The sequence below is a fragment of the Bernardetia sp. genome, from assembly GCF_020630935.1.
GTDB lineage: Bacteria > Bacteroidota > Bacteroidia > Cytophagales > Bernardetiaceae > Bernardetia.
The window spans coordinates 1-16,787 of record NZ_JAHDIG010000084.1 but is presented as its reverse complement, the minus strand read 5'-3'; the positions used below and the strand labels follow the sequence as shown (position 1 = coordinate 16,787).

The 16,787-nt window shown below is 33.2% G+C and carries 21 protein-coding genes; 4 read left to right on the top strand and 17 right to left on the bottom strand.

Translation table 11 applies throughout. The features are described from left to right. Positions 1 to 175: 175 nt before the first annotated feature. The 3 genes from QZ659_RS17995 to QZ659_RS17985 are packed head-to-tail and all read right to left on the bottom strand — an operon-like array spanning position 176 to position 1,005. Complete coding sequence (locus tag QZ659_RS17995; protein ID WP_291727990.1) at positions 176 to 400, bottom strand: YodC family protein; 225 nt, start codon at positions 398 to 400, stop codon at positions 176 to 178. After that, complete coding sequence (locus QZ659_RS17990) at positions 387 to 815, bottom strand: hypothetical protein (RefSeq protein ID WP_291727989.1); 429 nt, start codon at positions 813 to 815, stop codon at positions 387 to 389. Before QZ659_RS17990 ends, QZ659_RS17995 begins: the two co-directional genes overlap by 14 nt. Further along, positions 805 to 1,005 (bottom strand): hypothetical protein, encoded by a 201-nt coding sequence (locus QZ659_RS17985; protein WP_291727988.1) that lies wholly within the window; start codon positions 1,003 to 1,005, stop codon positions 805 to 807. Before QZ659_RS17985 ends, QZ659_RS17990 begins: the two co-directional genes overlap by 11 nt. A gap of 134 nt (positions 1,006 to 1,139) precedes the next feature. Between QZ659_RS17985 and QZ659_RS17980 the strand changes: the two genes are divergently transcribed. From QZ659_RS17980 to QZ659_RS17970, 3 genes are all read left to right on the top strand, one after another. Then, a complete protein-coding gene (locus QZ659_RS17980; RefSeq protein WP_291727987.1) occupies positions 1,140 to 1,547 on the top strand; it encodes a hypothetical protein in 408 nt (135 codons plus the stop codon). Beyond that, positions 1,540 to 2,403, top strand: coding sequence for an exonuclease domain-containing protein (locus tag QZ659_RS17975; protein ID WP_291727986.1), 864 nt, complete (start codon positions 1,540 to 1,542; stop codon positions 2,401 to 2,403). Before QZ659_RS17980 ends, QZ659_RS17975 begins: the two co-directional genes overlap by 8 nt. Positions 2,404 to 2,652: 249 nt before the next feature. Beyond that, positions 2,653 to 2,898 (top strand): hypothetical protein, encoded by a 246-nt coding sequence (locus QZ659_RS17970; RefSeq protein ID WP_291727985.1) that lies wholly within the window; start codon positions 2,653 to 2,655, stop codon positions 2,896 to 2,898. A gap of 165 nt (positions 2,899 to 3,063) precedes the next feature. Here QZ659_RS17970 and QZ659_RS17965 read toward each other — a convergent pair whose 3' ends face one another. The 11 genes from QZ659_RS17965 to QZ659_RS17915 all read right to left on the bottom strand — a co-directional run bounded on the left by QZ659_RS17965 (position 3,064) and on the right by QZ659_RS17915 (position 12,346). After that, positions 3,064 to 3,654 carry a hypothetical protein gene (locus QZ659_RS17965; protein WP_291727984.1) on the bottom strand — a complete coding sequence of 197 codons (591 nt, stop codon included), beginning with the start codon at positions 3,652 to 3,654 and terminating at the stop codon, positions 3,064 to 3,066. 99 nt (positions 3,655 to 3,753) lie between these two features. Next, complete coding sequence (locus QZ659_RS17960; RefSeq protein ID WP_291727982.1) at positions 3,754 to 4,599, bottom strand: ArdC family protein; 846 nt, start codon at positions 4,597 to 4,599, stop codon at positions 3,754 to 3,756. Positions 4,600 to 4,637: 38 nt separating this feature from the next. Beyond that, a complete protein-coding gene (locus QZ659_RS17955; RefSeq protein ID WP_291727980.1) occupies positions 4,638 to 4,826 on the bottom strand; it encodes a hypothetical protein in 189 nt (62 codons plus the stop codon). Between the two features lie 129 nt (positions 4,827 to 4,955). Further along, entirely contained in the window at positions 4,956 to 5,537 is a 582-nt protein-coding gene (locus QZ659_RS17950; protein ID WP_291727978.1) for a hypothetical protein, read from the bottom strand. Positions 5,538 to 5,796: 259 nt separating this feature from the next. Beyond that, positions 5,797 to 6,522 (bottom strand): hypothetical protein, encoded by a 726-nt coding sequence (locus tag QZ659_RS17945; RefSeq protein ID WP_291727976.1) that lies wholly within the window; start codon positions 6,520 to 6,522, stop codon positions 5,797 to 5,799. Continuing rightward, entirely contained in the window at positions 6,501 to 7,127 is a 627-nt protein-coding gene (locus tag QZ659_RS17940; protein WP_291727974.1) for a hypothetical protein, read from the bottom strand. Before QZ659_RS17940 ends, QZ659_RS17945 begins: the two co-directional genes overlap by 22 nt. A gap of 335 nt (positions 7,128 to 7,462) precedes the next feature. Next, on the bottom strand, positions 7,463 to 7,840 hold the full coding sequence (locus tag QZ659_RS17935; RefSeq protein WP_291727973.1) for a hypothetical protein: 378 nt from the start codon (positions 7,838 to 7,840) through the stop codon (positions 7,463 to 7,465). Then, positions 7,833 to 8,564 (bottom strand): hypothetical protein, encoded by a 732-nt coding sequence (locus tag QZ659_RS17930; RefSeq protein WP_291727971.1) that lies wholly within the window; start codon positions 8,562 to 8,564, stop codon positions 7,833 to 7,835. The genes QZ659_RS17935 and QZ659_RS17930 overlap by 8 nt, the downstream gene beginning before the upstream one ends. 2 nt (positions 8,565 to 8,566) lie before the next feature. Continuing rightward, positions 8,567 to 9,034 (bottom strand): DUF5675 family protein, encoded by a 468-nt coding sequence (locus QZ659_RS17925; protein WP_291727969.1) that lies wholly within the window; start codon positions 9,032 to 9,034, stop codon positions 8,567 to 8,569. Between the two features lie 77 nt (positions 9,035 to 9,111). Then, complete coding sequence (locus tag QZ659_RS17920) at positions 9,112 to 9,390, bottom strand: hypothetical protein (protein ID WP_291727967.1); 279 nt, start codon at positions 9,388 to 9,390, stop codon at positions 9,112 to 9,114. Between the two features lie 88 nt (positions 9,391 to 9,478). After that, positions 9,479 to 12,346, bottom strand: a complete 2,868-nt coding sequence (locus QZ659_RS17915; protein WP_291727965.1) for a phage tail tape measure protein — start codon at positions 12,344 to 12,346, stop codon at positions 9,479 to 9,481. 540 nt (positions 12,347 to 12,886) lie between these two features. Here QZ659_RS17915 and QZ659_RS17910 point away from each other — a divergent pair. Continuing rightward, entirely contained in the window at positions 12,887 to 13,255 is a 369-nt protein-coding gene (locus QZ659_RS17910; RefSeq protein ID WP_291727963.1) for a hypothetical protein, read from the top strand. A 110-nt stretch (positions 13,256 to 13,365) separates the two neighbouring features. On the opposite strand, the gene QZ659_RS17905 is transcribed toward QZ659_RS17910, so the two are convergent. The 3 genes from QZ659_RS17905 to QZ659_RS17895 form a co-directional block, all read right to left on the bottom strand. Further along, complete coding sequence (locus tag QZ659_RS17905; protein ID WP_291727961.1) at positions 13,366 to 13,869, bottom strand: hypothetical protein; 504 nt, start codon at positions 13,867 to 13,869, stop codon at positions 13,366 to 13,368. 70 nt (positions 13,870 to 13,939) lie between these two features. After that, the gene (locus tag QZ659_RS17900) at positions 13,940 to 15,448 is read right to left on the bottom strand and encodes a hypothetical protein (RefSeq protein ID WP_291727959.1); all 1,509 of its coding nucleotides are present in this window, start codon (positions 15,446 to 15,448) and stop codon (positions 13,940 to 13,942) included. A gap of 3 nt (positions 15,449 to 15,451) precedes the next feature. Then, the coding region (locus QZ659_RS17895) for a hypothetical protein (RefSeq protein ID WP_291727957.1) at positions 15,452 to 16,787 on the bottom strand (1,336 nt) is incomplete at its 5' end.

The window sequence follows — 16,787 nt, the reverse complement described above, 5'->3', positions numbered from 1 at the left end:
GGAAATATTTACACAAATATTAGATGCTCTTGAGACATTAGCAAGTCTCTCAGTCCTACTGTACCCTATTATTAAGAAAGTTAGGGCTAATAAGAATGATGAATCTCCAAAACAACTAGAGTAATTAAAACAAAACCTCCAAAATGGTAAACTTACTATTTTGGAGGTTTATTTTTTATATTAAAGGAATAGGAATATCATCATCATCAGAATAGCCAAATTTTGAAATTTCGTCTATTGAAACTAATGTACGAACATCAAACCTTGCACTCTGGAGTATTTTTTTCTTATCGTGCCAAACGCACAACGCCGTATTATCGCTTACATCCAAGTCTTCTATGGTCATTGGAGTACCACTACTTTTGAGTCTGACAATATCACCAATTTTAAAATCTTCCATTAGGCAAAAAGTTTTTGTGTGATTTATCAAACAAAGGACGTGCGAATGTTTCTAATCCAACTAATAATTTTAGATTGGACTGGAATAACTCTAGCTTAGTAACGATTTCTTCAGTTTTTGCTTCTTGACTATCAGCATAGGAAATGATACTTTCCATATCGCTTTGAAGGATTAGGAAACGAGACTGGTCAGAAAAATAATTTTCTAGTGTGGTATATAGACCGTCTCTACATTTTTCACGCTCATAGATAACTTTATCTTGAGGTACGCAATTACAAGGCTGCATTTGTCTATATGCAGTCTTTTCGTTATTTTTGTCTTGCATTTGTTTTGCATTTAAACGTGGAACATGTAGCCTATGATAATGCTTTGGTCGGCTATCGTAGGCTTTTTTTATCTGAAATTTAATTGTCAATTTCTACATTTTTCAAATCTTCTATCATTTCTTTGATAGACTCTTCTACTATTTTTCTTTGACTTTCTGTAAGTCTTTGTCCATTGACTTGACGAACTTTTACAGAAAAAGACGAACGACTAACCCCAATTTTATTTGCTAAAATTGTTTGATTCAGTCCCCATTTATATATTAGTTCGCTTAGTTTCATAGATCAAATATATAAACAATTCATTTTAAAAACAAATCGTAACTAAAAGTTTTTAGAGAAATAATATTAATTGTTTCCTTAGTTCAAATAATCTTATTATTTTAGCTAAGTCCTATCAATTAATATTAAAACTAATGATAATTACTGATTTTCAATCAATTCAAAAGAGCTCTGAACTATTCCTAAGAGATAGTCCATCAAATCCTTTTTATAATAAAAATGTTTTTTTTACACAAAATCTAAAAGCAAATAAACACATAGAGTTCCAAATTATTGGAAATTTAGGAGGCTTTGCTAATGACAGAGAAATAGATTACAACACTGATTATATTATTGTCTCTGATACGTTAATGGAAGGTTTAAAAAATAATTTTATTCACGAAAAATTAGAAGAAATACAAAAAATTTTTGACGAAAAGCCAGACAAATATTATAAAATAAAAATAGTTTCAGAAAGTGCATTTTTGCAACATATTAAAAAACGTTGTGAGAAAGGTAGTGATCAAGTTACTTTAAACCTAATAAATAGGACTAATGAATAATTTTGTTGCTATTGATGTAGAAACAGCTAATCCAGACTTTTCTAGTATTTGTCAAATTGGAATTGCTCATTTTGAAAATGGAGAAGTTGTAAAAAAATGGAGTAGTTTAGTCAATCCAGAAGTATATTTTGATTCTTTCAATACTGGCATTCATAACATAAATGAGAGTGATATAAAAGATACTCCAACTTTTAAAGACTTGTATCAAGAAATTTCGGAGCAAATAAAAGATAAAATAGTTGTTCATCATACGGCTTTTGATAAGATTGCTATCAATAGAGCTTGTCAAAAATATGAACTAGAAATTATTGATGCTCAATGGTTAGATTCATCTATTGTAGTAAAAAGAACGTGGACACAATTCGCACGACAAGGATATGGACTAAGTAATATGGCTGATTTTTTAGGTTTAGAATTTAATCATCATGATGCTTTGCAAGATGCTACTATGGCTGGAATAATTGTCAATAAGGCTTGTTCTGAACTTGAAATAGATTTGTCCACAATGATAGAAAAAACAAAATATATCAGTAGAAGTGGTTCAGTAAAAAAAATAGAATTTGAAACAAACAAAAACGGACAACTATTTGGCGAAACTATACTTTTTACTGGAGCTTTGTCAGTCGCTAGAGTAGAAGCCGAACGTATGGCATCTGAAATAGGTTGTGCTATTGCAAAATCAATGAATAAGTCTGTTACTCTGTTGGTTGTTGGAATACAAGACGAGCAAAGACTATCAGGATTCAAAAAGAGTTCGAAGCATAGAAAAGCAGAAGAACTAATCAGCAAAGGAGCATCTATTCAAATCCTGTCAGAAGACGATTTTTTGGAATTGTATAATTCTTCTAAGGAATAGCCAAATCTTTTACATTTTCCATTGAACTTTCAAATAATAGAATACCTATGAAATAGTATCTTGTTATTCGTTTTTTGGGAATGTCTGAATTAGTAGAATAAACTCCTTGTATCTTCGTTACTTTTCTAAACATAATAATTTTTTGGATTTGGTTAAATAACAAAAAACGTCTTATTTGATTAGAATAAATAGGACGTTTTTCTTTACATTTATTTTAACATTCTCATAAATATTCTTTATCTTTATCATATGGAAAATAAAGAAGCAAAGCATTACAAAATTGAAACTATTGAGGATATTATCAACTGTACAAATGAAGGTAATATTGATAATTTCTTGGTAGATTTTAAACACTTTTTACAATCGGTGCATATGTATAAGAGTGCTTTTAAGGCTTTTGGTGTAGAAGATGCTCTGAGTTATGAGGGGTTTACTTGGATAGACGATGGAGAGCATAAACAGAATGTTACACTACAAGCTAGAGAAAAAATATGAGCTACTACAAAAACCCCTACGAAGAAAGAGGCAAAAACAATATTATTGCTGGTGCAATATTCCTTTCTGTTTTTGGAATAGGATATTTTATTTATAGGATTGTTATATTATTTTGGTTTGGCTTTTTAAGTATTTAAAAAAAACGGGGAAAATTTTCCCCGTTTTTTAGAATATATCTGTTTGCCCTGTTCTGTGCTGTTTTTCCCTCGTCTCTTTTTGTGTGATAGAATCAAAAGCTGCTTCCTTCATTTCGGCTTCTCCTTCTACTTCTGCCATATTATTGAGCTGTGTTCCCTCCTCAAAAAAATGCTTCCAACTGCGTTTCATTGCCCTGCCTTTGTGTGTATGTTTGTCATAAGCAAAGTTTGGAACTGGTCGTTTTTCATTGTCATGAGTATTCCAAAAATAGATAAGCGTATTATCTATAACTCTACTCTTTTTGGCTCTACAAATCATCAAAACAGCGTGTGTGAGAAAAAGCCGTTCGGGTTGGTGTTTGTCGTCCTTCTTTTTCTTTTGTTCTTTATAGTTCTGATAAAGGGCGTGTATGTTGGCTGCAATGTTTGGCTCTGCTAATCCAATATCCTCACTAGCTATTATTCTGATGCGTTTCCAAAGATATTCGCCATAGTTGGAATTGAATATTTCCACCGTCCAGTACATAGCTTCTTTTTCCAATCCACGACGGACAGACTTCTGAAATGCAGAAGCACAATCGAATAAAGAATAGCCTTTGTTTGTTGTTATTTTGTGCATAATTTTTTGTATGTTTGTAGTCCTCATGTTTTAATTTGAAATGATTAAATACATGAGTAATTGGTTAGGGGTTGTAGGAGTACAACCCCTTTTTTATTGTTATTTAGTTTGATTTAAAATGTAATCGGCTGCTTTTTGTGCTTTTGCTGCTGATTGAAAAAAGAACTTGTGATTGTCTTTTAAGACTTTGAGCCAAGAAGCCAAGTAGGATGCAGAATTATCAATAGTTTTGTTTTCTATTCCAGTAGTAGCACAAAGGAAAGCTGCTGTTATTTCTGCTACTAATTCCTCTTTTGCATAGTCTGTTTTGGTTCTGCCAAGTGCTGATACTTCTTTCCTGTCTAGTCTATCCTTATGCCCTGTACTGTGTGCTAGTTCGTGGAAAAGATTACAATAATATTCTTCTGAACTCTCAAACTCCTCTATTAGAGGCATTTTAACAATATCATTCAAGGCATTGTAAAGACAGTTATTGCCTTTATTTTCCTCTATTTTAGGTGCGTTTTGCATATTCTGAACTACTCCTTCGCATAATGAAATACGTTCATTGTCATTCATAATTGAATGATGAGAAGCAAAGTCTGGCAACTCTAACCCTTCTATTTGTGCAATATTAAAAACGGTGTATTGCTTCATAAATGGTATTTTGTCTATGTCTCCGTTTTTATCTTCTTTTTGAAGTACATTGAAATAGACGACTTTTGTACCCTTAGAACCTTTCTTGACTTGTCCACCTGCTTCCTGTGCCTGTTTGTAAGTCATAAAAATAGGATTTTCAAATTCTGTCATTGATAGAAGGAGAACATTTACACCATGGTATTGACGACCATCGTAATTGTGTGGTAAAAGTCCACCTGCCCAAGTCTTTCGCCAAGGGGCTACACCTTCTTTGATTTTCGCAATGATGCGTTCGTTTACAGCATCATAAATGTTTTGTTTGCTCATGATAATTGAATTTTAATTTGAAAAATTGAGTAATTGGTTTAGAAAATTGGAATCTGCACTTTAGAAAGTCCTTTTTGTCCTTTTTTAGTGGTTATCCACTTCCAAGAAGTTTTGAGGCTTTCAGAAAAGGTGCATCTTTCCTGTCTGTTGTGATGCCAAGCGTATAGCATCAGCCGTCGCAAAAATTCATTTCTGATTTTGCGTTTTGGAGTTTGTGATAAATACATTTTTGAGTAATTGGTTTGTTTTGATATTATAAATATCCTAAGAAAAAGCAAGTTTAAAAAATCATAATTCCGTTATTTTCTACGCATTTATTACACCCTCAATAACAATTATTGAGGGTGTGAAAGAGATTAAAAAGGACAATCATCTGACTGCTCTACTTCTCTTTTTTCTTGTAGAAATTCAGCATAGTAACGCTCTACAAAATTGAGATTGATTTTGATTTCATACCTATTAAAGAACTTTTCTGTAATCACTTCCAATATAGATTCTTTAGTAGTTGTATAGTGTTTTACACCTTTTTCATTATTCTGAATGAACTCTACAATATCATCTGGTGTAATGCCCATCTTGTAAAATTCATTCATTTCTTTTGCCTGTAAATCAGCTTCAACGCCTTCATCACAGATATAATTCTTCTCAATCTTATTAGTGAGGTGCGATTTATCGGAATATCTCAAAAATGATTTTAAAGGCATTTTTTGTATAAAATCTGCAATTGCATCTTGTTTATTGTACATTTCAGAATTATACATTTGAAAGTAGTCTGAAATCAAAATATTAGCATTTCTAATTTTTTGAGCAGAAAGTTTTAAAACTTTGCTTCTGATTTTAGAGTAAGCTATTTTTTTTCCTACTTCTTTTGCAAATGCAAAATATTCAGATTCAGTTTTGAAATTATGCTTGTTGATAGACATTTGACGAGTTGCCATAATTTGATATTTAATTAAAATGAGTAATTGGTTTGTAGATTCTTACATATATTTTATGTAATTATCTGATATAAATATCTCCTTACAGAACAGATAAAAAAAATCAAAAGCATAAAAAAAACTACACCTAGTAGATGCAGTTTTTAAACTTCAACAATATGTATTCTCCAATTAAGCCTAGAGTAAGCTATTTCTTTGATAATTTTTTGACAGAAATCTCAAATTTTCCACGCAATAGCTGTAATTTTTTAGATATTTTTTAGAAAGGAAGCATAATATTTTTCTGAAACTGGTGTTTTTTGCCTTTACGAAGCTGTACGGCATTACCAAAATGTTTTTGAAGGATATTAAAATCTTCCTGTTCTACTGTCAGATTACGAAACTCTGATAAACCCCCACGGTTCATAAACGTATCTTGCTGTTCGAAAGAGAAACGTAAATCCTTGTAACAGATTCTATGATGGTAAGCATTCAAAAGGCTCAACCAATAATCATCGTTTGAGCGTATTTCTGGAATATAAAATAATTTTGAACCTTTTAGAAGTCCTGTACCACAACCATTTACAAAGCCTTTCAATGAAATAGGATTGAAGGAATTGTATTGAACTGGACTCATAGCATTGGAAAAGCCAAACAGATATGCACCTGCTTCTTTTGCTGCAATGGCTGTATTTTCTATGATGGTTCTTGCTTGTTCTGGTTCTACTTCTACTTTTTCGCCTTTTTCTACATAGAGCCTACGCATTGCTTTTATGTCATCATCAATCATAAAAACATCTCCAAAGTGTCGGTAAATCCAATCTCTTTTCATTGAAATTCCTACTACATTATCTGGATGCGTAACAATTTCAGAATTTGGATTGTGTTCTCTGTATTCAGCTGCTTGGCTTTCCTCTACACAAATTATCGCATCTGAAACAGCGTATTTGGTAATTACTCGGTTGGCTCTTTTGTGTGAAGGAATTACGATTTTGAGGCTTTCCATAAGTCAATAAATTTTTTGGCACTCACAACATGAGTATTTCCAACTTGATTTTTTTTGTAGCATTGCTCTTTTCCTAAAGAGAGAATTTCCGAAACGTGCGTTTCATCAATCTCATTTGTACAAACAATGACAATAGCTGTGTATTTTTCGGACATCTTTTGAACAATCGGATACTCTGGTTCGGATGACTCTTCATCATCAATTTGTATCGGTTCTTCCTCTTCAATCTCAATATCTAATCCTAAGACAGACAAATCAATATCCTCAAAATCTTCTTTCAAAATTTCCTCAATCCAACTTCCTTCGTGAATATTGGAGTTTAGGATAATTTCTTTTCGTTCCTGTTCGGTAAGCTCACGGTTCGGAACACGGACATCAATCATTTCTTCTCCACGTCCAAGCTCCATCAGTAAAGAATGTCGTTTATTGAAAGTGAGTAGAATATTATCTGTGTCAATCGTAGCAATTTCAAAAACTCCAAGTTTCTGAATTTTCTGCTTCAATCGCTGTTTTTTCTCGGTGGTAATTTTGCCAAACGGATTTTTGTCTAAGGTTATTAGCTCCTTTATTTTTCTCTGTTCGGTTTTCCAGTTTAGGTTTTTCATAGGTTGGTTCTTGTTTTGGCATTTCTTTGTAAATGTTCCATAGGAAAGATACTATCAAAACAATTACATTGATAGCTGCAGCGGCTCCAATAATTTGATTTCTTTGAGCTACGAAAGTATCCACTTTATTTTCAAGTTGTTTTATACGCAACATAAGCCCTGATTGACTTTTACCTCCATAAAGGTCGTTGCTCATTTCTAGAACATCATCTTTTATTCCTTGTACGTTCAACTTTTCTAAGTCTTGTTTTAGAGCGTTAAGTATGGTTTCTTGAGTAACTTGCTTTGAATGAATATCTCGTAGTAACTCCATTGCGTCTTTTGTGTCCAACATGCTAATGTATTAAATCTACAATCATAATCATACCTCGTCTATTATTAGCTAAAAAGACGGGTGTTAGAATATAGTCTAGTGTAAAATTTCCAAATTTTGCATTTTTGTTTTTGAAAGGCTTACAACCTTCCAAACATTGTTTATGTTCATCCACAAAATGTGGGTACTCTTCTTTTACCATATCGAAACAATCGTAGTGATTGTCCCCAACCAATGGTTTTTTATGAAGAGGAAATGTAGTACACCACGCCTCATTAATGACTACATAATTCATATTTTCATCAACCATACACGCTGGTACTGGCAGCTTATCAATAAAAGTTTGTGAGTTTTTTAAATTTTCGGATAGCTTATTTATTCTTTCTTCGATATTACTCATCCTTCGCCTCCTTTACTATTTTTTCTAATTCGTCTCTTTCAGCTTCAAGAATGAGTATATCCTTCTGAATTTCTTGTTTTTTGGTTTCTGCTTTGGCTTTTTGAGCGTCTGTCGTTGCCATTTTGACCTTTGCTTCAGCTTCCTCAAGTTTCTGATATCTACGTGTAATTTTTGGGCGAACTGAATTAGTGAGTTGCTTTTGAGCTTCCAAAGGTGTGAGCGATTCAGTAGCCTTACTCAAATCTTCTTTTGTTTTATTGCCTGTCTCTTTATAGATTCTTAGGCGTTGAGTAAGATTGATACGCTTTTCTCGTTGAGCAATAACTTTCTCTACTGCTTCTTTGGCTGTGCTTTTCCCAATATGGTCGTATAGTTCATTTCTAAACTTCAACTCATAGTTCCAAGCTGAATTTTGTTCAGCAACGAGTTTCTGGAAATACTCATCTTCCACGTACTGCATGTCTTTGGATAAGCCATTGTTCTCATCTACTTCTTTCTGAATTTCTTCTGTACTTTCAGTCGCTAGTACCTCAACTGATAGTTTTGCAACTGCTCCAGAACCTGCCAATTTTTCTAGTTCATAACGAAGTTTTGGAGTTGCTTTTTCTTCTTCCTTACGTGCTATCCAGTTTTTAAGTGGTGTTTTGTTGGAATATTTATTGAAAACTTCTTTAGCCTTTTCGAAGTCCCAATTTTCCAACACGTATAAAATTTCTTCTGTCATGTCTAATAAATTTTTAGTTCTGGATGATTTTCAATTTCAATAAATACTTCCTTTCCTTCTACTAAGGCATCTCGGACAATTGGATAAAATTCTAAATATGCTTTTTCAGACTCAAAAACTTTGTAATCTCCATTTTGCGCCCTTCCAACTGTTTTTCCTATCAAAATACAGCCTTCTGTATGTTCTTTTGTGTTTCCTTTATGTATTAAAATATATTGGACATTTGGTACATGACGAAGCCACAATGTGCCTTTATGAAAATCTTTACCATAACTAGCAAGATATTTATCTGAAATACGCCCCCAAGGACGAAGTTGTATATTATACCTTCCTGCTGGAATAGCTGTAACTTTCTTTATTTTCTCGTGTCGTAGAGTATCTTCCAAGGTATAACAAGATTGACCATTAACAGTAATCTGACCTAAAGTAGTGTTCTCGTTTTGTCGCAAGCGCACTACTTTAATTGTCAAAATATTGTCATCTTGTTCTTGCTCTTCTGGCTCAATTTCTTCGATGACTTCTTTTGTTGGGGCTTCGTCCGTTCCTTCTAAAAATTTGAGTTGTCTTCAGCTTCGTTTTCAGCAATTTCACGTTTCACAAATTCAGCAAACTCTACAATTCCTTGTTCGCTTGCAACATTCAAAACATAAGTGAAAGCAGCAACATTTTCAGGTGTAACATCGATTTGCTTTTTTTCAATAGCCTCAACAATGTTTTCAACTGTTTCTTCAATTTTGGAATCAGCAATTGCAGTTCCGAAAGAGAATGCTTTATCAACCAATTTACCAAGTTTGATATAGCGTTTTATTTTTTGCCAAAAGTTCATGATATAAAATTTAGATTTGAAAAATGATTTATGATAATGAATGAATACAAATATCTAATTACTAGCAACCAAAAAATAGGACGGTTTTTTAGGAGAAGGAAGCCCTGTTTTGTATGTAGTTCAAATCAGTATTGTATTTATTTATATCATTTGGATTGACTTGTGCTTGAATACCTACATCTAAATTTTGATTTAGCCTATTTAGTGTATTTCCTAACATCATCATCATTTTTTGATTGTCATTATTTTGAGTCGGATTGACGCTATCCGTTGGTATGCTTGGCGTGGTACTGGTAAATCCACCATCAGCAAAACCACGTAAACGAATATTTTCCATTGAGGCAAAAAGATTTGGATAACGCTGAACCATCCACTTTGGAGAAACATATTCATTGTCATGAACAACCCCTGCTACTCGGTGTCCTGTTTCATCTTTATATTCTCCTGGTCCTGTGAAACCTCCATCAAAAAAATTCTGTGCTTTTACCTTTGCAACTGCAAAACCTGCTCTACCTGTAGCAAGTGCAGTTTTACCAATGGCAATGGCTGTTCCTGCTCCTGGAATAATGGCATTGAGTGGGTTCGCATTGGCATTCTTCCAAATGGCTTGAACTTCTTGAGCTAGATTGATACCTATATCAGAGATAGCAGCAACTTTATACAATGAACCGAATTTTTTATTTTGTTCGGCTGCCTGTTGTAAAAGGTCGGCTGTTCCACCAACTAACTCTTTAGAAAAATCCCAACCTGCCTGTTGGATAGCCTTCTTTTTATCTTCAAATTCCTGTTGTGCATCTAGCTTTTTTTGTTGGTATTCTTGCTCAATTAGAAACTTTTCATTTTCGGTAAGGTCTAATTGCTCCAGCTCAATTTCTCTTTCTAGTTCAGCTTGAGCAATTTTGGCATCTAAAATAGCCTGTGCATCACCTGTATTTTCTGCTGATGTAACAGCGTTTGTTGCTCCTAAAATTCTATCTCTTTTTTCTTCCTCTCTTTTTATTTGAGCATTTTCTATGGCTTTTTCCTGTTCCTCTTTTTGTCTTTCCTCTTCCTTCTCCTGTGCAGTTTTTCGTATGGCTGCAATATCATTGGCTAATTGTTGTTCAATCAGCTTGATAGATTCGGCTTTCGTTTGTGCAGAAACTTTACTTTTTTCAATAGCTTTTTTCTCCTGTTCGGCTGCAAATTGAGCTGATTTTATCGAACGCTCGGTTTCATCTTGAATGAGTTGAATTTTTCGTTTTTCGTTTTCCAATCTCATTTTCTCATCCTCTTTTGCAACTTCTTGATTTTTTTGTCTGTTGGCTGCAACGGCTTGTTTTTTACGGTCTTCTTGTGCTTTCTTCTCTGTTTCTGTTTTTGCTTTCTCTTCCTGTTCCTTTTTCTTGAGTGCATCGGCTGCATCTTTTTTGGCTTGTTCGGCATCAGCTTTCCTTCTCTGTTCTCTCTGTTTTGCAATGGCTTCTTCTGTTCCTGACAGTTTGGAAACAAAATCTATGGCATCAGCAATCCAACCTACTAAAGATTTTACACCCTCAATAACACCATCTACAACGGTTCGGAATAGTCCACCACCTTCGTAAGCTGCTTTAAAACCATCAGATAAAAATATCAGTCCTTCTATCAGAAAAGAAACATTTTGAACGAGAAAAATCAAAACTTTTTCCACGACTTGCATAGCCATTCCCATCGTGTCGGTTTGTTCGGAAACCAAACCAAGTGTTTTTCCAATGTCGAATAACTTTTTGAAAAGAACTTCTCCTTTGTCAGATAATGCACCGAATATTTCTACTGCTTTATCTAGTGTTTTGTAGAGGAAAGTTAGTGCCTTATTAAATAAAATTGTTGCTGTTGAACCTGAATTTGTAAATGATTTTGACAGTTCATTCAATGCAGCTTCTGATTCTTGTGTAGCTTCATTTGCAGCTTTTTGTTTTTTACCATAATCATCTAGTGTATCAAGATTGATATTCATTGCAGCATCCAACTGCTTGACAATTTCTTGATAACCACCTGCATCTTCACCTGCTCCCTTGAAAACATCTGCTGTGATAGTGGCTATTTGTTGTGTGGAAAGTCCAAGTTTTTCGCCTTCTGTTTTGATTTTTTCGTAGGCATCTTTTACGGTTAGTTCGCCTGTATTTAGACCTTTTTCTAGTTCATTTGTGAATGAAGAACCAAAAGCATTCGTAAGAGCATCTTTTTGAGCTTTTGTCATTTCAGTTAATGCCAAAGTCATCTCTTTTACAGTATTTGACAGAGTACCATTAAAAACACCTCCTTTGACTTCTTGAGTCATTACTTTTATAGTTTGCTCTGCCGAATACCCAGCATTTCTGAATTGTACTGGTAGCTCTTTTAGTAACTCTAAAAAATTTCCATTCGCATTTGCACCATTATAAAAACCTTTCTCTATAAGCTGAAAGGCTTCATCATGTGAGATACCCATTTGTTTAGCAAATGCGTTACTGGCAAGCATCAACTCCTTTTGTTCCTCTCCTGTAGTTTTTGATAGAGAAGAAATTTTTACTGTAAGATTATCAAGTTCTTTGCCCTGTAAGCCTGTAAGTTGGGAAACTTCTTGGCGTAATTTATTGGTAGCTTCAATTCCTTTCCAAAGTTCCATTGTCCAATCAGCAACTACGGAAATAGCAAAAGCTCCAGCCATTGCAGCACCAAGAGGGGCAATAGCTCCTTTGACTTTACCAAGAAACCCTCCCTTAGTTTTGAGTTCTTGGTTTACTCCTTTTATCTTTTGCTGCTGTTCAGCATAAATTTTATTTATACCTGTGAGCTGTTCGGCTTTCTTACGGTATTCTTCTGTACCAATAGTAAGATTACGCAGCTCTTTGTTTAGAGTGCGTTTTTGATTTTGTAACTCTTTTAGAGTTTTCCCTGCTTTGAGACCATTTATCTCAACATCAATCTGAATTGAATCTTTAGAAGTCTTTGCCATAAAACAAAAAACGTCCTAATATTCAGTAAATAATAGGACGGTTTTTTATGTCTTTAAGACATGAGATATAATAAAAATTTTTGCCTCTTCAAAAACATTTGTTATAAAAAAAGCCTTCAAATTAACTTGAAGGCTTTTTTAATGTTAGGAATTAAGGAAGCATATACAAGATGGTTTTTTTATATGCAAGTACTTAACTTAGTTGTTATTTGTTTTTGATTTGATAAATATTGTACGGTCATACAATAATTAACAATATCCTTAAAACTGAAAAAAACAATTTTTAGGACTATAAAAATGAAGATGTGTAATGCAATAGTTGCAATATTGCAAAATTTAAAATCATACGATAAGTATAATTTCGACATGTTTACTTATGTAAAGGTAGTAAATTAAATTTAATTATGTATATGTAATTGATTTTAATTTTAATATTATTCTAAAAAAACTGTTAAACTACTTTCATTTTTAGTATCTTTACTACTGCAACCTAAAGTCGGTCAACTTTAGGTTGCAGGGAATTTTGAGATGCCTTCAACTTTGAAAAAGAACTCTGCTACTCATAAAAATATAAAAATGAGTACATGTAAATGTCGCTGTTGCAAAGCGACAAAATTCGAAGTCTATGACAAGTATTGTCAAGACATGTTTATCAGTCCAAAGGTTTGTTTACCTAAACCAATGGGCGAAATAGAAGTTTTTAAATTGGAAAAGAGCCGACAAATAGCAATGTTTGAAGGGGAAAAAGATGAGGCGAAAATTACTATCAAAAGCAACTTACCCAAGGGATACAGAGTCTCGTGTAGATGTCTGTTGTGTAAGCGTTTTGCTTCTCATCAAGCATACCTTACTAACCCTAATGGATATGTGCTAGAGTACTATAAGCATAGTGTAAAACGTGTAGCTTAGAAAACTCTAAATTAATTCTAAAAGTTTACATTGTTACAAAGGCAATGTAAACTTTTTTTTATTATTTCAAAAGAAATTTCTTTGATTTTTTTTGTGGTTTTGGAGTATTGCTATATTATTTTTCCTGAAATCTCATTTCTAATTTTTTCTTTTTGAATATCAATAAGCCTTTCAATCAGAAAATCAATTGCTCCCCAAAAGGTTTTTGAATACCACGCTTTTCGTTTTCGCTTAGTTTCTCCTTTGGCAAGTGCATGACGTACTCCCCACGCAATTCTATCTAGTGCTATACTTTCGGAGGGCATTGTCTTATAACCTGGTGCAAATTTGAATTTTGACAAACCTTCTTTTTTTACCCACTTTTTTATTTCTTCAAACGGTGGGCTTCCAAAATCCGTATTTCTCATATCTATATGCCTTCCATAATTAGAGAAAGCAAAACTCATGACGTTTGGATTCTGTAATTGAGCTTTAAGAGAATTGTATAAATCTCCATCGTTACCAACATTTTTTTCAATCATTTTTTTACGAAGTCTTTTTTCAACTTCAACTTTGAACTCTCCAAGTGCTTGAGCGTTCATTTGAGCCTTTTCTTGTTCAGTAAATCTCTTCATAATTTATGTGATGTTATACTTTTTAATTCTTACCAGGCTAAATGCTTTTAGCCTGGTAGAGATTTGTTTTTTATATTCTATACATAGTTATTTCTACTGGTTCAAGTCCTTGTAGTGTTGTTTTTACGGATGCTTCTGTTGGAATGAACGTAACATCATTTACCCTTATAGGTTTATTGATGTCAAAATTTAAAACATCTGTAAGTGACATTTTGAATGAGGCTGTATATTTCTTTGTGTTCTCTTTTGCTTTTATGAATTTGATAAACTGGTTTTCATATAAGGTTATGGGGTCTAGTACAATGGTAGGATTTGCAATTGGTGTAAAGTGTGTCGTTTGTGGAGCTGAACCGTTTGGGTTAGGTTGTAATCCTTGCCAAAAGACAAAACAAAGTGTATTTTCTGTTTTGGATTCAATATTAGGAACAGTAAAATTAGGAGCTTCATCACTCAAAAACCTGCTTGCAATTTTAGAATAATAAGCTGAAACTGTTCTTTGTGTACCAAAATTTGTTTCTAAAGTAGATGCTCCTAATGTAATTGGTTTAGATTTAATTTCACTAGGATAAACTGGGTGTTTTGGGAAAACATCATCAAAAAAACTAATTTGATATTTTTCAGATGTATTTACAATTTCGCCTGATGTATACTCACAAAACTGCTCTGAATAGTCTTGATAGTTTCCTATTGCAAAGACAGAATCTTTTTTAACAAATACTATTTTGTTTTCTACTTCAGAGAAAGTAATTGAGTAATTAAGTATATCTGCTGTCAATGCTAAAAATTTACGAATAGAAATATCAGGAACATGATTTTTAAAGTCTATTCTTGTTTGTAATCCTAGCTGTGTATATGTACTAGCTCCTGCACCTGCTATAAAAAAATTATTTATTGAATAATTATTTACAATAAGCATTTTTTGTAGTTCGATATTGTCCATAAAATCCCCTTCTATACGACAATTACAAAACTCTTGTATCTTTTCTAAAACATATCTAAGAAAAAGAAAAGGTACAAAAGGACGTTGCTTATCACCTCCAATATGATATAATGCAGTTGCTTCATCATAATCATTTATATGTTTTTCATATCTACTTTGTAAATCTCCTTCTGGCAAAAAATCAGGTGCATATATTTCTGGAAAAACACATGCATCAGACCAAATGTGATTTATAGAATTTTGTATATAAGGCACAATACCTCCAAGTTCTTCAATAAATCCTAAATCAAGTGTTTTCAAACTATCTTCCATTCTAAGAAGAAACTTAGAAAGCTCTACGAAAACAGAAATTTTATAGCTATTTTCCTCCCAAGAAAGCACCTCAATTACACCTTTTTTATAGGGCAAATTATGTAAATATACTTGACAATCAAATAAAGCATTATTTTGCTCTATTTCTGCTAAAGAAACGAATTGAAAAATTCTTTCATTTTTTTTTGTCCTTGGGACTGTAAAAGGGATAGCATACGAAGAAATAGCTTCCTCATTTGTCTCAAAAAAGGAAGAATTATGTTTAAAATCAACGGTTGTATTTGGAAATAAATCCAAATACTCATTATCTACTTGTATTGCTATCATTTTCTATGTTGGACAATGCTGTAAAAGTTTATAAGGATTTTGAGCAGTATCTTTGTCAGAGTTCGTAGCTCTCACTATTGCTCTTCCATCTAGTAATGTATCAGCTCCTGTGTACCTAAACCAAACAAGCTGCTGAAATTGAACATTTTGATTATATCCATTTTCAGTTTGGAATGCAGCTTGACGGTTTGGAATTGAACCTTTTGAAGTATTTATATACTGGTCAGCGGCTGGATAATTTGTATCATCGTCAGCAGTATCAAAAGGACCTGCATTAGATACAGTCATTCCAGAAGTTGCAACACGGATTCCATTATGGAAAATCTCAAACTTGACTGGAAAAGATAAAGAATCAACATCAATACAAAGAACACCTCCACCACTTTGTAAATCAACATACCATTCTTTAACCCCAAAACCTGCACTCTCAATAACAGTATTACAAGGTAATTTTTGTATTTCTACTGGATTTTCTGGATCATCTGGTGGAGGTGGAGGCGGTGGAGTATCATCTACTGGAATTACATCAGGCATAGGCACAACATCACAACACGAACAACATTTACAAGCTGTTAGGTCAAGTTGTAAGACTGGGTAATCAAAAGCATATCTGTATTCAAAATCAAAAGTATATTCAAACCTTTCTAATTCATCATATATCAATGTTTTTGTAGTCGTTACGACTACTGGAAAAAACTTACCTATACCATCTTTGATACGATATTCCCAAACTTTTTCGGACAATAAAAAATCTTTGAGTGCATTTACTTCATCACAATTTTTGTAACCTATGCTACTTTTTACTAATTCAGAATAAGAAGTATTGTAAATTGCTGTTGTTCCGTGGTTATAGAATTGTAAGCCTTGACCTGTGTAATTATATGCTAGATGTTTTTCTGCAAACTTTTTAGAAATTTCTATTTCTGACACATTTCTGCCTGTTGCAGTAAGGCTGTCCATTCCACCTTTTGAATTTTCATAAATAAAAAACTTACTATCACATAAAGAAATATCCATAGTGAAGTATCTAGGAACGGAAATACTTTGAAAGTTCTGCTCAATTACATAACAAGTATATGATTTTACATCCTCTGGTGCATACAATTGTTGTAGTCCTAACTGATAAAAGCCTGCTGAAAAACGTACTACTTGTCTTACAGAAGTAGCATCAAAAACATCTGTATATTCAATAAACTCATCACCGTTATTCATCAAAATAACAACTTTAAGCTGTATTGAGGTTACTTCAGCGGTGGGTTCTAACAGAAAGTAAAGGTATTCTATTGAATTTGGAGCAACTATTTTTGTGTCTGAATATGTAGAAAGCCAATTTCTTGGA